This window comes from Micrococcus porci, assembly GCF_020097155.1.
Classification (GTDB): Bacteria; Actinomycetota; Actinomycetes; order Actinomycetales; family Micrococcaceae; genus Micrococcus; species Micrococcus porci.
Genome location: NZ_CP083691.1, coordinates 1652503 through 1666965 on the forward strand (window position 1 = coordinate 1652503; position 14463 = coordinate 1666965).

Below are 14463 nucleotides of genomic sequence, written 5' to 3' on the forward strand. Positions count from 1 at the left end.
CCTCGGGGCCCGGCCCGCTCCCATCGACGACGACGACGAGGAGGACCCGGCCATGGCGAGCACCTCCCAGTGGCTCGAGGACGCGGTGGAGCGGCTGCGCGCCCGCCGCGGGCAGCTCGTGGGCCGCGCCCGCTACGGGCTCAAGCCGGCCCGACGGGACCGCACGGGCATCGTCACCGACTCCGCGGCGGCCCTGCCGGTCGAGGTCTTCGCCCACCCCTTCGCCGCCGGGATCCGGCAGGTCGCCCTCCCGGTGATGGTGGGGGAGCAGATCCACGTGGAGGGCGACGCCGACCTCGACTTGGAGCTCCAGCTCGCCCTCGCCGCGGGGACGCCGGTGCGGACGTCGCGCCCCGCCCCGGGGGCGTTCCGGGCGGCCTACGCCGACCTGGCCCAGGCCGGGTGCGCGCGGATCCTGTCCGTCCACCTGTCCGGGGAGCTGTCCGGCACGGTCGAGGCCGCGCGGCTCGCGGCGGCCGACGCCCCCGTCCCCGTGGTCGTCCTCGACTCGAGGACCGCCGGCCTGGCGCTGGGGCACGCCGTCCTCGACGCCGCCGTGGAGGCCGGGTTCGGACGGCCCCTGGACCAGGTGGCGGCGATCGCCCAGGCGTGCGCGGACCAGAGCTCGGTCCTGTTCACCGTGCCCCACCTGGAGCAGCTGCGCCGCGGAGGTCGGATCGGGGCCGTGCCGTCCCTGCTGGGGGCGCTGCTGCAGGTCCGGCCCGTCCTGGGCCTCCAGGACGGATCCGTCCACCTGGTGGACCGCGCGAGGACGAGCCCCCGCGCCCTGGAGCGCATGGTGGACCTCGCCCGGGAGCGCGCGGCCGGTGGCCCCGCGCGGATCGCGGTGCACGAGTACGGGGATCCGGCCGGTGCAACGGCGCTGGCGGAGCGCCTGCAGTCCGCCTCCGCCACGCCTGTCCCCGTCGTCCCGCTGCCGGCGGTCCTGGCCGCGCATCTGGGACTGGGGACGCTGGCCGTCGTCCTGAGCCCCCTCGAACCGGTCCCGTCGACCTCGTCCTCTCCTGCACAGGCGAACTGACCATTCCATCCCTCCACCGAACCCCTGAGGCATCGGGTGGGCGCACCCGCGCGGTGGCCAGGCTGGGCGCATGGACACGAAGACCCTGACCCCCGCCGTCGACGAGCCGGACTGGGAGGACCCGCCGCCCCGCGGCCCCCTGCTGCGGTGGCGCACCGCCGGTGCCGGACTGACGCTCGTCGCGATCCTCGGGCTGACCTGGTGGCTGGTGGCCTGGCTGACGGCGCCGGCCCCGCCCGACGCCGTGCCCGCGGGCGCGGTGGGATCGGCCTCGGCCGCGGGGTCCGCGGCCCACGAGGCAAGCGCCGCTCCCCTCAGGGCGACGGCGGCGACCCCCGAGGGCCAGGACGGCGGCGGGCGGTCCGCCGCGGCCGCGAACCCCTCGGGACGCGTCCGGGTGCACGTCGTCGGCCAGGTGCGACGCCCGGGCGTCGTCGAGCTGCCCGCGGGGGCCCGGGTGGCCGACGCCGTCGCCGCCGCGGGCGGCGCCCGCGAACTCGCCCGCACCGACCGGATCAACCTCGCCGCACCCGTCGTGGACGGTCAGCAGGTCGTGGTGCCGGACGCGCAGACCGCCGTCGAGCCTGCGGCCGTGGCGGGTGAGGCTCCGGACGGCGGTCCGACGCCGCGCACCGGGTCGGGCGCGAGTGCGGCGGACGGCTCCGGAGGCGGGCCGGCCACGGTGGACTTGAACACGGCCGACCTCGCCGCCCTGCAGACCCTGCCCGGAGTCGGCCCGGCCACGGCCGAGAAGATCATCGCCCAGCGGGAATCGGTCGGACCCTTCAGCGGGCTGCAGGACCTCGACGCGGTCCCCGGCATCGGCCCGGCCACTCTCGACCGGCTCAAGGACCACGTCACGTGGTGAGGCGGGAGCGACGCCCTCGTGGTGCGGTGTGAGGCCCGCCGGACCGGTCGACGCCCGGTGGGTTCCAGCGCTGCTGCTCTGCCTCGTGCTGGGTCAGGCGGCTCCCACCTGGCCGGCGTCGACAGCGGCCGCAGTGTCGCTCGGGTGCGCCGCCCTGGCGGCGGTGACGCTGACCCTGCGCCTCCGGATTCGGCGCACCGGCTCGTCCCGCGTCCGCACGGGCGCCGCGACCGCCGTCGTGCTGGCCGGACTCTGTGGAGCCGTGCTCGTCCAGCACATCGCTGTCGAACGATCAGGACGCGAGCAGGTCGGATGGATCGAGACCGTCGATACCGGCGGGCCCGTCCGCCTCGAGGTCACTGCCCAGGGCCCGGCGACCGCCGGGGACTCCCGCTTCGGCCCCTCGTGGACCCGTCCGGTGACGGTGCAGCGGTTCGGGCACCCGCTGCGACCCCTCACGCCTCCCGCGGAGGCCACACTCACCGGAACGGGGAGCCTCGACGCCGCCGCGAACGGCGCGGAGGTGCTGTGCGTCGTCGCCGAGCCGAGGCCGGCGGACGGCGCCCTGTTCCTCGCGGCACGGGCCGCTCCCGAGTCGGACGGCTGCGGGGAAGGCTCAACGGCCGCCTCCTCCGGCCCCACCGGCCGGGACGTGCTGCGCGCCCGATTCCGGGAGGCGGCGGCGGACGGCGTCGGCCTGGCCCCGGAACTGGTGCCCGGGCTCGTCCTCGGGGACCGCACGGCGCAGTCGGAGCAGACGGACCAGGCCATGAAGGACGCCGGGCTGTCGCACCTCTCGGCGGTCTCCGGGGCGAACTGCGCCCTGCTCCTCGGGACGGTCGCCCTGGTCCTGCGATCCCTGCGCTGCCCGCGTGGCGTCGTCCTGGGCGCGGGGCTCGCCGTCCTGGGGGTGTTCGTCCTGGTGGTGGGGCCGGAGCCGTCCGTCCTGCGGGCGGCGGTGATGGGAGCCCTCGGAGCGCTGGCGGTGTTCCTGGGCCGCGGCCGCCAGGCCTTCGGGCTGCTCTGCGCCGGCGGCACCCTGCTGCTGGTCTCCGTCCCGGACCTGGCGGGGGAGATCGCGTTCCACCTCTCCCTGGCCGCGACGGCGGGCATCGTCCTGGTCGCCGCGCCCGTGGACCGGTGGCTGCACGGCCGACTGGGCCGCGTCCTGCCGGACCTGGCGGCGCGCGGGCTGTCCTCGTCGCTCGCGGTCACCCTCGCCGCGCACCTGGCCTGCCAGCCGATCCTGCTGGTCATGACGGGAACGGTGAGCCTCTGGGCGGTGCCCGCCAACCTCATGGCCGCGCCGGCCGTGGCGCCGGTGACGGTCCTGGGAACGCTCGCCGCCGCCCTCGTCGTGCCCGCACCGTGGGCGGCCGCCCCGCTGCTGTGGACCGTCCAGTGGCCGGCCGCGTGGATCGGTGTGACGGCCACGGCGGCCTCCGCGGCGCCGGGTGCGGTGCGGCCCTGGCCGGAGGGCGCGCTCGGCGTCGCGCTGGGGGCGCTGCTGACCGCCGCCACGCTGGCGGGGTTCCACGCCGTCCTCGTCCTCGAGCGCCGGCCGACGGCCCCCGTCCGGCGGGTGGGGCGGTCCGCCCGGGACGCCCGCGTGAGGGTCCCCGCCGGCGTCGTGCTCGCCGCCGTGCTGGCCGCCTCCGCGACGGGGGCGGCGGCCGCCGTGCTCGTCCCGCGCCCGCCCGGCACCGTGCCGGAGGGGTGGGCGGTGGCCGTCTGCGACGTCGGCCAGGGGGACATGACCGTCTTCCGCTCCGGGCCGGGCTCGGCCGTGGTCGCGGACGCCGGCCCGGACCCCGCGGCGGCCTCCCGCTGCCTGGACGACCTCCGCATCGAGCGCGTCGACGCCCTGCTGCTGACCCACCTCCATGCCGACCACGCCGCCGGCGCTCCCGGGCTGTCCGGGCCCCGCGCGGCCGCGGCTGTGCGCCACGGGGCGTGGTCCGGCTCCGGGGGAGGAGGAGGGGAGGAGCCCGGACTGGACGCGCCCGCGGGCTCCGCGCCCCTGACGACAGGCGACGAGGGCCGTGCCGGCGACGTCGCCTGGCGGGTCCTGCTGGCCGACCCGCGCGCCGCCGAGCAGAACGACTCCTCCGCCCAGCTGCTCGTCACGGTGACGACGCCGGCCGGTCCCGTCACCACCCTCGTCACCGGGGACATGGAGCAGGAGGCCTCCGCCGCCTGGGCCGCCGGGACGCGGTCGGACGCGGCGCCGCCTCCGCGGGTCGACCTGCTCAAGGTCGCCCACCACGGCGCCCGCAACGGCGGCCTGGACGTCCCCCGCCGCGTGCGGGCCCGCCTCCAGGCCATCTCCGTCGGGGCGGACAACACCTACGGGCATCCGGCGGCGGCCACGGTCGCCGGGCTCGAGGAGCTGGGGCCCGTGCTCCGGACCGACCGGCACGGCACCGTGGCGCTCGTCCCCGGACCGGACGCCCGGCTCACCCCGTACACCGTCCGGCCCCCGACCTAGGATGGGGGCATGTCCGCCGCACGCAGCACCCGTTCCGCCCGAGGCGCCCGCGGCGTCGACCCGTTGGCCTGGCGCCGGGCCGAGCCCGCGCCGCTGATGCTGCTGCGCGGCCCGGAGGAGTATGCGGCCCGCTGGGTCGCCGACCGCGTGGTCGCGACGCTGCAGGCGCGTCACGGCTCACTGGAGACCCACCGGCTGCGGGCGTCCGACTACCAGGCCGGCCAGCTCGCGCTCGCCGCGAGCCCGTCGCTGTTCGCCGAGCCCACGCTCATCCGCGTGGACGGGCTGGAGTCCATGAACGACGCCTTCCTCGAGGACGCCCTGCGCCTCGTCGCCCAGGGCCCCGGTGCGGACGACGTCACCGTGCTGCTCCGGCACACCGGCGGCAGCCGCGGCAAGAGGCTGATCGACGCCGTCGCCGCGGCCGGCGTCGTCGTGGAGTGCCCCGCCCTGAAGAAGGACGAGGACCGGCTCGCCCTGGTCCAGGCGGAGTTCCGCGAGGCCCGCCGCCGGATCGACGAGGACGCCGCGCGCGCCCTGGTCCGCGCCACGGGCGCCTCCCTCACGGACCTGGCCTCGGCCTGCCGCCAGCTGATCGAGGACGTCGAGGGGACCGTCACCCCGCAGACCGTGGAGACGTACTACGGCGGGCGTGTGGAGGCGACCAGCTTCGCCGTCGCGGACGCGACGCTGGAAGGTCACGCGGCGCGGGCCGTCTCCCTCACCCGGCACGCCCTGGCCACCGGGGTGCACCCGGTGATGATCACCTCCGCGCTGGCCGTGAAGGCGCGGCAGGTGGCCCGCATCATCGACGCGCGGGCCGGTCAGGGCGAGCTGGCGTCGATCCTCGGGGTGGCGCCCTTCCAGGTGCGGTTCATCCAGCAGGCGGCCCGTCACTGGACGCCGGCGGGGATCGCCCGGGCGGTGGAGTGGATCGCCCAGGCCGACGCCGAGGTCAAGGGCGCCGCGCGGGACGCGGATTTCGCCGTGGAGCGTGCCGTCATCCGGGTCGCCACCGCGGTCTCCCGCTGAGCCGTGCCCGGACGCCCCGGGCCCCGTGGTGACCCCCCTGGACGACGACGGCCCCCGACCGGTGAGGTCGGGGGCCGTCGCGCACGGCGTGCGTGGATCAGCCGAGGAGGGCCTTCACGCGGGCGGCGATGCCGGACTTGCGGTTCGCGGCCTGGTTCTTGTGGATGACGCCCTTGGAGGCGGCCTTGTCCAGCTTGCGGGAGGCGGTGCGCAGCGCCTCGACGGCGGCGTCCTGCTCGCCGGCCGCGACGGCCTTGTCCACGGCGCGGATGGCCGTCTTCAGCTCGGACTTCACCGCGATGTTGCGCTGGCGCGCCTTCTCGTTGGTGAGGATGCGCTTCTTCTGGGACTTGATGTTAGCCAAATCGGGTCCTTCGTCTGCTGCGCTCGGCGGTCCCGCCGGCGCGGATGTACAGGGGGTCGTGGAGGGTGCCCGGGTCCGATGACTGAGCGGCGTGGGGAACACCGATGGTGCGACCGTCCCGGGGGTGCCCGTCGACCGGCGGACACAATGCAGGAGAGCCTACCATCCGGCCCGCCGCATCCTGATCCCGGGGCGGCCCGGCGTGGCGCGGTCGGGCGGCGTCAGCGGTCCCAGCCCTGGGCGCGGGCCAGTGCCTCGGCCACGGCGTCGAACCGCGAGCGCTCCAGGACCCCGCCCTCCCGACGCACGGCGGCCGGGTCGACGCGGAGGATGCGGTCCAGCTTGGCCTCCGAGGCGCGTCCGCCCCGGTCCCAGGGTCCGGTGCCCACGTCGACGTAGTCGGCGTCGCGACGGGCGGCGTTGGTGTGGTCCTTGCTCGTGAGCATCAGGGCGAGCAGGAGGTCGCCGTCCCGGCCGACCAGGAGCACGGGGCGGTCTTTTCCGCGACCGTCCATCTCCTCGAACGGCACCCACGTCCAGACGACCTCGCCGGGGTCGGGCGTCGCCCCCGGAACCGGGGCGTACTCGACGCGGGCCCGGCCGGTGAAGTCCGGCAGCAGAGCATGGTCGGAGCCGGCGCCTCCGGAGCGCGCCCCGCGCGTCTCCTCGGCGTCCGCCCGACGCCGGCGGCCGGCGCGCGAGGCAGGGGAGGAGGGGGCGGCGCCGCGAGTCGTGCCGGCGCCGGACATGGAGCGCACCTGCTCCACGAGCCGCAGGGCGGTCCGGCCGAGGGTGAGGGCGCGCTGGAAGTCGAAGGCCATGGCCCGAATCTATCGCCCCCCGCCGCGCGCGGGCGGCTCCCCGGCGCCTCGGCCGACGGGCGCATGGAAGAATGGGCGGTCAGTGTCCGAAGCCCCCGAGCCGATCAAGGATGTGCCCGTGTCGCCCCTGGCGTCCAAGCCCCCGGTCCCCGCCGCCACCGATCCCGCGGTGATCCGCAACTTCTGCATCATCGCCCACATCGACCACGGCAAGTCGACCCTGGCCGACCGCATGCTCCAGGCGACCGGCGTCGTCCAGCCGCGCGAGATGAAGGCCCAGTACCTGGATCGCATGGACATCGAGCGCGAGCGGGGCATCACCATCAAGTCCCAGGCCGTGCGCATGCCGTGGGAGGTGGACGGGGTCAACTACGCCCTGAACATGATCGACACCCCCGGCCACGTGGACTTCACGTACGAGGTCTCCCGGTCCCTCGCCGCGTGCGAGGGCGCGATCCTCCTCGTGGACGCCGCGCAGGGCATCGAAGCGCAGACCCTGGCCAACCTGTACCTGGCCATGGAGAACGAGCTCGAGATCATCCCCGTGCTCAACAAGATCGACCTGCCCGCCGCGGACCCGGACCGCTACGCGGCGGAGCTCGCCACGCTGATCGGCTGCGAGCCCGACGACGTGCTGCGCGTCTCCGGCAAGACCGGCCAGGGCGTCGAGGCGCTGCTGGACCGCGTCGTCGAGCGCCTGCCCGCCCCGCAGGGCGTGGCCGACGCCCCGGCCCGCGCCATGATCTTCGACTCGGTGTACGACACCTACCGCGGCGTCGTCACCTACGTGCGCGTGGTGGACGGCATGCTCTCGCCGCGCGAGAAGATCCGCATGATGTCCACCGGTGCCACGCACGAGCTGCTGGAGATCGGCGTGTCCTCACCCGAGCCGATGCCCACCAAGGGCCTGTCCGTGGGCGAGGTGGGCTACCTCATCACCGGTGTGAAGGACGTGCGCCAGTCCAAGGTGGGCGACACCGTCACCAACAGCTCGCGCCCGGCCACCGAGCAGATCGGCGGCTACGAGGACCCCAAGCCCATGGTGTTCTCCGGCCTGTACCCGATCGACGGGTCGGACTACCCGAACCTGCGGGACGCCCTGGACAAGCTCAAGCTCAACGACGCCGCGCTCGTCTACGAGCCGGAGACCTCGGTGGCGCTGGGCTTCGGCTTCCGCGTGGGCTTCCTGGGCCTGCTGCACCTCGAGATCGTGCGCGAGCGCCTGGAGCGCGAGTTCGACCTCGACCTCATCTCCACCGCGCCCAACGTGGTCTACGAGGTGAAGCGCGAGGACAAGACGGTGGTCACCGTGACCAACCCGTCCGAGTTCCCCGAGGGCAAGGTGCTCGAGGTGAAGGAGCCCATGGCCTCCGCCACCGTGATCGTGCCCGCGGAGTACATCGGCGCCGTCATGGAGCTGTGCCAGACGAAGCGCGGCCACCTCAAGGGCATGGACTACCTCTCCGAGGAGCGCGTGGAGATCCGCTACTGGATCCCGCTCGCGGAGATCGTCTTCGACTTCTTCGACCAGCTCAAGTCCCGCACCAAGGGCTACGCCTCCCTGGACTGGAAGGCGGACGGCGACCAGGTGGCCGACCTCGTGAAGGTGGACATCCTGCTCCAGGGCGAGCAGGTCGACGCGTTCTCCGCGATCACCCACCGGGACAACGCCTACTCCTACGGTGTGATGATGACGGGCAAGCTCAAGGAGCTGATCCCGCGCCAGCAGTTCGAGGTGCCGATCCAGGCGGCCATCGGCTCGCGGATCATCGCGCGCGAGAACATCCGCGCGATCCGCAAGGACGTGCTCTCCAAGTGCTACGGCGGCGACATCTCGCGCAAGCGCAAGCTGCTGGAGAAGCAGAAGGAGGGCAAGAAGCGCATGAAGATGGTGGGCCGCGTGGAGGTCCCGCAGGAGGCGTTCATCGCGGCGCTCTCCTCGGACGGCGCCGAGCCCGCGAAGAAGTAAGTGCCCTCCGTCCTGCCCGTGGGCCTGCCCGTGCCCGACGACGGCGCCCTGCCGCCCGCCTCCGTGGCGGCGGTCCGCGCGGCGTCGGCGACGGGGGAGCCGCGCACGTTCAGCCTGTACGTGCACGTGCCGTTCTGCACGGTGCGCTGCGGATACTGCGACTTCAACACGTACACGGCCGAGTCCTTCGGCCCGGGCGCCGGCCGCGGCGACTACGTGGACTCGGCACTCGCGGAGCTGGACTTCGCGGCGGGCGTCCTCGAGCGCTCGCGGGTGCCGGCGCGTCCCCTGCACACGGTGTTCGTCGGAGGGGGCACGCCCACGCTCCTCCCCGCCGAGCACCTCGTGCGGATCCTCGCGCACGCACGCGAGCGGTTCGGCCTGGCCGAGGGCGCGGAGGTGACCACCGAGGCCAACCCGGACACCCTCACCCCGGAGTACGTCGCGGAGCTGGCCGCGGGCGGGTTCACGCGGCTGTCCGTGGGCATGCAGTCCGCCGTGCCCCACGTGCTGGCCACGCTGGAGCGCACGCACGCCCCGGAGAACGTGCCGGCCGCCGTCGCCGCGGCGCGCGCGTCCGGGATGGAGGTGTCGCTGGACCTGATCTACGGCACGCCCGGGGAGTCCCTGGCGGACTGGCGCACCACCCTGGAGGCCGCGATCGCGATGGCCCCGGACCACGTCAGCGCATACTCGCTGATCGTGGAGGAGGGCACGCGCTTCGGCGCGCAGGTGGCCCGCGGCGAGGTCGCGGACGTGGACCCGGACGACCAGGCGGACAAGTACCTGCTGGCGGACGAGCTCCTCTCCGCCGCCGGGTACCGCTGGTACGAGGTCTCCAACTGGGCGCACGACCCGGCCGGGGCCGGTGTCCACCGGGCCCGTCACAACGTGGCCTACTGGGAGGACCAGGACTGGTGGGGCGTGGGTCCGGGGGCCCACTCGCACGTCGCCGGCACGCGCTTCTGGAACGCCAAGCACCCGGCCGCGTACGCGCAGCGGCTGGCCACGGGCGTCACGCCCGCCGTGGGGAGGGAGATGCCCGACGACGAGGCACGCCGCCTGGAGCGGATCATGCTCGCCGCGCGCACCGTGGAGGGGCTGGACCTGTCCGAGGTGCGGGGCTCCCTGGAGCCGGAGGCGCTGCGCCGACGCGTGGCGGCGCTCATCGGCGAGGGACTCGTGGAGGGCCCGGCGGCCCTGCGGGGTCGGATCGTGCCGACGCTGGAGGGGCGGCTGCGGAACGACAGGATCGTGCGGGACCTCGCCGGGTTCTGACGGACCCGGCTCGGCCGACGGGTCAGCGCAGGAGGCGCGGGCTGAACGGGTACCGGAAGGGCCGGCCCTTCGCCACCTGGGAGGCGCCCATGACGCCGTAGAGGGCCAGCGCGATCCACAGCAGGGCGCCGAGGATCGCGAGCAGCCCGCCGAGCAGCGGCACGCCGCCGAGCAGGAACAGCAGGACGATCAGCAGGGTGGGCGCGAGGGAGAAGTTCAGGGCCTCGCGGGACTCCTGAGCCGTGAACGGGCCGCGGTCCCGGTAGAGCAGCCACATCACCAGGGGGCCGGGCAGGCCGCACGCGAGGCTGAGGTGGGACAGGGCTGCGCGATCGCGGTCCTGCTTGGCGGTGAGGGGCGCGCGGCCGCCGGCGGCGTCGCGCAGCCAGGCGGGGGCCTCGTGGGCCGCGCTCCCGCCCGCGGCGCGGCGCGGGGTCGCGGTCTCGCCGGCGGGGGTGGTGCTGGGGGTGGTGGCCACGGTGCTCCTCTGTCGTCCTGCCGCCCGGTGCCGCGGGCGTCGTCCGGGGCGGGGCCTGCCCCAGTGTAGACGCAGGGGGTGGAGACGGGGTGGCGGCCCCGCCGGGGCCGGCGGGTCAGGCCCCCGGGGCGGTGAGGAAGTCGATCAGCTCCTCCACCCGGCCCAGCAGGGCGGGCTCGAGATCGGCGTAGGTCCGCACGTGGGAGAGCAGCCGCTTCCAGCCCAGGCCCGTGGCCTCTTTGGTGCCCGCGGGCCAGCCGAGGCCGCGGAGGACGCCGGTCTTCCAGTCCTGGCCGCGGGGCACCACCGGCCAGGCGTCGATGCCGAGCACGGCGGGCTTGATGACCTGCCACACGTCCACGTACGGGTGGCCCAGGATCAGGACGTTGCCGGCGGCGCCGGGCACGGCCATGGCCTCGGCGGCGAGGCGCTCCTCCTTCGAGCCGGCGACGAGGTGGTCGACGAGGATCCCGAGGCGGCGGCCCGGGCCGGGGGCGAAGTCGCGGATCGCCCCGGGGAGGTCGTCGACGCCGTGGAGGGGTTCCACCACGATCCCCTCGAGGCGCAGGTCCTCGCCCCAGACCTTCTCCACGAGCTCGGCGTCGTGCACGCCCTCCACCCAGATCCGCGACGCGCGGGCGGTCCGGGCGCGCGCGCCCTCGACCCGCCGGGAGCCGGAGGCGGTGCGGGCGGCGGCCGCCGGGGCGGCCGACCGCGGGGGCACGAGCACGACGGGGGAGCCGTCGACCCAGAAGCCCGGGCCGAGGGGGAAGCCGCGGCGGACGCCCCGTCGGTCCTCGAGGACGACCACGTGGGTGCCGCCGGAGCGCTCCACGCGCACCACGGCCCCGACGAATCCGCTGGCCACGTCCTCGACCACCGTCCCCGGGGTGGCGGGCGCCTCCCCGGCGGTGCGTCCGGCGGGGCGGGCGAGGTCCTCGTGGGCCCCCGGGCCCCAGCTGCTCCAGTCCATGCGGGCCACCCTAGCGAGGTGCCCGGCTCCGCCGGAGGCGGAATCGGGGCGCGCGGTCCGGGCGGCGCGTCCCGCCGATGGCTAGCATTGGCACTTGGCGCCGGTGAGTGCCAGCGCGGGGCCCGGGGTCCCGCTCGTCGTCGTGAGGAGAGGAGCGCACCGTGACCGAGCAGCCCCGCCGTCTCCAGGTGCTGCAGGCGATCGTGGAGGACTACGTGTCCCTGCGCGAGCCGGTGGGCTCCAAGGCGCTCGTCGAGCGCCACGCCCTGGGCGTCTCCTCCGCCACGGTGCGCAACGACATGGCGGCCCTCGAGGAGGAGGGGCTGATCGTGGCCCCGCACACCTCCGCCGGACGCGTCCCCACGGACAAGGGCTACCGGGTCTTCGTGGACCGCATCTCCGAGGTCAAGCCGCTCTCCGCGGCCGAGCGCCGCGCCGTGCGCACCCTGCTGGACTCCGAGGCGGACACCGAGTCCATGATGGAGGCCACCGTCCGGCTCCTCGCCCAGCTCACCCGACAGGTGGCCGTGGTCCAGTTCCCCCACGAGGACGGCTCCACGGTCCGCCATCTGGACCTGGTCGCGCTCACCCCCGAGCGCGTCCTCGTGGTGCTGATCCTCTCCACGGGGCGGATCGAGCAGCGCACGGTGGCACTGGCCCGGCCGGTGCAGGACGAGGACCTCGCGGCCCTGCGCGCGGTCCTGCTGCCCGTCATCGAGGGCCTGGGACCGGCGCAGGCGGCGGCCGTCCTGGACACCCCGCTCGAGGGGCTGCCCCCGGCCCGACGCGCGGCCGCGGTCGACGTCGTCGGGGCGGTTCGCGGTCTGCTCGAGGCCGAGCGGCAGGACCGCATCGTGCTCGCCGGCACCGCCAACCTGGCGCGCAGCACGGACGACTTCCACTCGTCCATCGGCCCCATCCTCGAGGCGCTGGAGGAGCAGGTCGTGCTGCTGCGCCTGCTCACCGAGATGGGGCAGGACGCCCACGGCGTCTCCGTCCGGATCGGCGCCGAGAACGGGGCGTCGCTGGCGGACACGTCCGTCGTCGCCGCCGCCTACGGCCCGGGCGCCGTCGCCAAGGTCGGCGTCATCGGGCCCACCCGCATGGACTACCCCGGGACCATGGCCGCCGTGCGCGCGATCGCCCGGTACCTGTCCCGCATCCTGACCACCTGAACCTGACCCCACCGGAGGAAGACCCATGGCCGACCACTACGCCACGCTCGGCGTCAGCCGCGACGCGTCCGCAGAGGAGATCAAGCGTGCGTACCGCAAGCTCGCGCGTCAGCACCACCCGGACGTGAACCCCTCGGAGGAGGCCGCGGAGGAGTTCAAGCGCATCTCCCACGCCTACGAGGTGCTCTCCGACGAGGACAAGCGCCGCGTCTACGACCAGACCGGCAACGAGAACGGCACCGCCGGAGGCTTCGGGGGCGGAGGGTTCGGCGGCGCGGGCTTCGGCGGGTTCGCGGACATCTTCGAGACCTTCATGAACGCGGCGGGCACCCCCGGCGGCGGGCGCGGCCCCATGCCCCGCGCCCGGCGTGGCCAGGACGCGCTCGTCACGGCGCGGATCGAGCTGCGGGACGCGGTGTTCGGCGGCGAGGCCACCCTCCAGCTGGACACGGCCGTCACCTGCGAGCGGTGCTCCGGCACCTGCTGCGAGCCGGGGACCCACCCGGAGACCTGCTCGACGTGCCAGGGCCAGGGCATGACCCAGCGCCCGGTGCGCTCCATGCTGGGCACCATCATGGCGGCGGAGACCTGCCCGGTCTGCCGCGGCTTCGGCACCGTCATCCCGCACCCCTGCACGGAGTGCTCCGGCCAGGGCCGCGTGCGCGTGCAGCAGCCCCTCACCATCCGCATCCCCGCCGGCGTGGACGACGGCACCCGCATCCATCTCGCCGGCCGCGGCGAGGCGGGCCCCGGCGGCGGCCCGAACGGCGACCTGTACGTGGAGGTCCAGGTGCGCCCGGACGAGGTGTTCCGCCGCGAGGGCGACCACCTGGCCACCACGGTCACCGTGCCCATGGCCGCGGCCGCGCTCGGCACCTCGGTGACCCTGGAGACCCTCGACGGCCCCCAGGAGGTCGACATCGAGCCGGGCACCCAGTCGGGCCACGTGGAGACCCTGCGCGGCCTCGGTGTCGGCCGACTGCGCGGCGCGGGGCGCGGCGACCTCAAGGTGGACGTCGTCGTCACCACGCCCACGGACGTCACCGACGAGCAGCGCGCCCTGCTGGAGCAGCTGGCCGGCCTGCGCGGCGAGGAGGTCGTCCACGGCGCCCCGCCGCAGTCCAAGGGCATGTTCGCCCGGCTGCGCGAGAACCTGAAGAACCTGTGACCGCGCCGCTCTTCCTCCTCGACGCCGGTGCGCTCGCCGGCGTCGCCCCCGGCGCGGAGGTGGCCTTCACCGGCGCGGAGGCCCGGCACGCCGCGGCCTCGATGCGCCTCGGAGCGGGGGAGTCCGTGCTCGTGGCGGACGGCTCCGGCGCCCGGGCCTCGTGCGTCGTCGTCGACGCCGCGCCGTCGGCGGTCACGGTCCGCGTGGAGTCGCTGGAGCACGACGCCGCCCCCCGCCCCGCGCTGGTGCTCGTCCAGGCGCTCGCCAAGGGGGACCGCGACCTGATGGCGGTCCAGGCCTCCACGGAGCTCGGCGTGGACGCGGTGGTGCCCTGGGAGGCGGAGCGCTCGATCGTGCGCTGGAAGGGGGCGAAGGCCGCCAAGGCCCACCAGAAGTGGGAGGACACCGTCCGCGCCGCCGCCAAGCAGGCCCGGCGCGCGCGCGTCCCGGAGGTCCGGCCCGTCGTCTCGGGCACGGCGGTCGCCGCGCTGGCCGGCCCGGACCGGCTGCTCCTGGTGCTCCACGAGGACGCGGACCTGGGCCTCGGCGGTCTCCCGGACGCGGACCTGGAGGCGGCCGCGGAGGTGGCGCTCGTCGTCGGCCCGGAGGGCGGGGTGAGCCCCGCGGAGCTGGACGCGTGCACCGCGGCCGGCGCCGTGCCGGTGCGGCTCGGCCCCCACGTGCTGCGCGCCTCCACGGCGGGCCCGGCCGCCCTGGCCGTGCTCCAGCACCGCCTCGGCCGCTGGTGAGCGCGCCGACTAGACTGACCCGTACCTGTCCGCGCCGCACCCCGAGGTGATCCGCCCC

Annotated in this window: 13 protein-coding genes; 9 read left to right on the forward strand and 4 right to left on the reverse strand. The window is 75.5% G+C overall.

What is annotated here, in order from left to right; genetic code table 11:
• Positions 1-52: 52 nt before the first annotated feature.
• The 4 genes from KW076_RS07820 (at position 53) to holA (ending at position 5430) form a co-directional block, all read left to right on the forward strand.
• Positions 53-1042: a DegV family protein gene (locus KW076_RS07820; RefSeq protein ID WP_224354815.1), complete on the forward strand. Its 990-nt coding sequence runs from the start codon at positions 53-55 to the stop codon at positions 1040-1042.
• 70 nt (positions 1043-1112) lie between these two features.
• Positions 1113-1910 (forward strand): ComEA family DNA-binding protein, encoded by a 798-nt coding sequence (locus KW076_RS07825; RefSeq protein ID WP_224354816.1) that lies wholly within the window; start codon positions 1113-1115, stop codon positions 1908-1910.
• 163 nt (positions 1911-2073) lie between these two features.
• Positions 2074-4398, forward strand: coding sequence for a ComEC/Rec2 family competence protein (locus KW076_RS07830; RefSeq protein WP_224354817.1), 2325 nt, complete (start codon positions 2074-2076; stop codon positions 4396-4398).
• 9 nt (positions 4399-4407) lie between these two features.
• The gene (gene holA, locus KW076_RS07835; RefSeq protein WP_224354818.1) at positions 4408-5430 is read left to right on the forward strand and encodes a DNA polymerase III subunit delta; all 1023 of its coding nucleotides are present in this window, start codon (positions 4408-4410) and stop codon (positions 5428-5430) included.
• Positions 5431-5527: 97 nt separating this feature from the next.
• On the opposite strand, the gene rpsT is transcribed toward holA, so the two are convergent.
• Both rpsT and KW076_RS07845 read right to left on the reverse strand, forming a co-directional pair.
• Entirely contained in the window at positions 5528-5794 is a 267-nt protein-coding gene (gene rpsT / locus KW076_RS07840) for a 30S ribosomal protein S20 (RefSeq protein ID WP_224354819.1), read from the reverse strand.
• A gap of 221 nt (positions 5795-6015) precedes the next feature.
• Positions 6016-6615 (reverse strand): type II toxin-antitoxin system PemK/MazF family toxin, encoded by a 600-nt coding sequence (locus tag KW076_RS07845; protein ID WP_224354820.1) that lies wholly within the window; start codon positions 6613-6615, stop codon positions 6016-6018.
• 118 nt (positions 6616-6733) lie between these two features.
• On the opposite strand from KW076_RS07845, the gene lepA reads away from it, so the two are divergent.
• Complete coding sequence (gene lepA, locus KW076_RS07850; protein ID WP_224356811.1) at positions 6734-8584, forward strand: translation elongation factor 4; 1851 nt, start codon at positions 6734-6736, stop codon at positions 8582-8584.
• A complete protein-coding gene (hemW, locus tag KW076_RS07855; RefSeq protein ID WP_224354821.1) occupies positions 8585-9862 on the forward strand; it encodes a radical SAM family heme chaperone HemW in 1278 nt (425 codons plus the stop codon).
• A gap of 22 nt (positions 9863-9884) precedes the next feature.
• Here hemW and KW076_RS07860 read toward each other — a convergent pair whose 3' ends face one another.
• Both KW076_RS07860 and KW076_RS07865 read right to left on the reverse strand, forming a co-directional pair.
• On the reverse strand, positions 9885-10340 hold the full coding sequence (locus KW076_RS07860; protein ID WP_224354822.1) for a DUF4870 domain-containing protein: 456 nt from the start codon (positions 10338-10340) through the stop codon (positions 9885-9887).
• Between the two features lie 115 nt (positions 10341-10455).
• Positions 10456-11313, reverse strand: coding sequence for a DUF3097 family protein (locus KW076_RS07865; protein WP_224354823.1), 858 nt, complete (start codon positions 11311-11313; stop codon positions 10456-10458).
• Positions 11314-11474: 161 nt separating this feature from the next.
• Between KW076_RS07865 and hrcA the strand changes: the two genes are divergently transcribed.
• From hrcA to KW076_RS07880, 3 genes are read left to right on the forward strand one after another with little or no spacing between them, the layout of a single operon-like run.
• Entirely contained in the window at positions 11475-12488 is a 1014-nt protein-coding gene (gene hrcA, locus KW076_RS07870; RefSeq protein ID WP_224354824.1) for a heat-inducible transcriptional repressor HrcA, read from the forward strand.
• Positions 12489-12513: 25 nt separating this feature from the next.
• The gene (gene dnaJ, locus KW076_RS07875; protein ID WP_224354825.1) at positions 12514-13656 is read left to right on the forward strand and encodes a molecular chaperone DnaJ; all 1143 of its coding nucleotides are present in this window, start codon (positions 12514-12516) and stop codon (positions 13654-13656) included.
• Positions 13653-14405, forward strand: coding sequence for a 16S rRNA (uracil(1498)-N(3))-methyltransferase (locus tag KW076_RS07880; protein WP_224354826.1), 753 nt, complete (start codon positions 13653-13655; stop codon positions 14403-14405). Before dnaJ ends, KW076_RS07880 begins: the two co-directional genes overlap by 4 nt.
• The last annotated feature ends 58 nt before the right edge of the window (positions 14406-14463 follow it).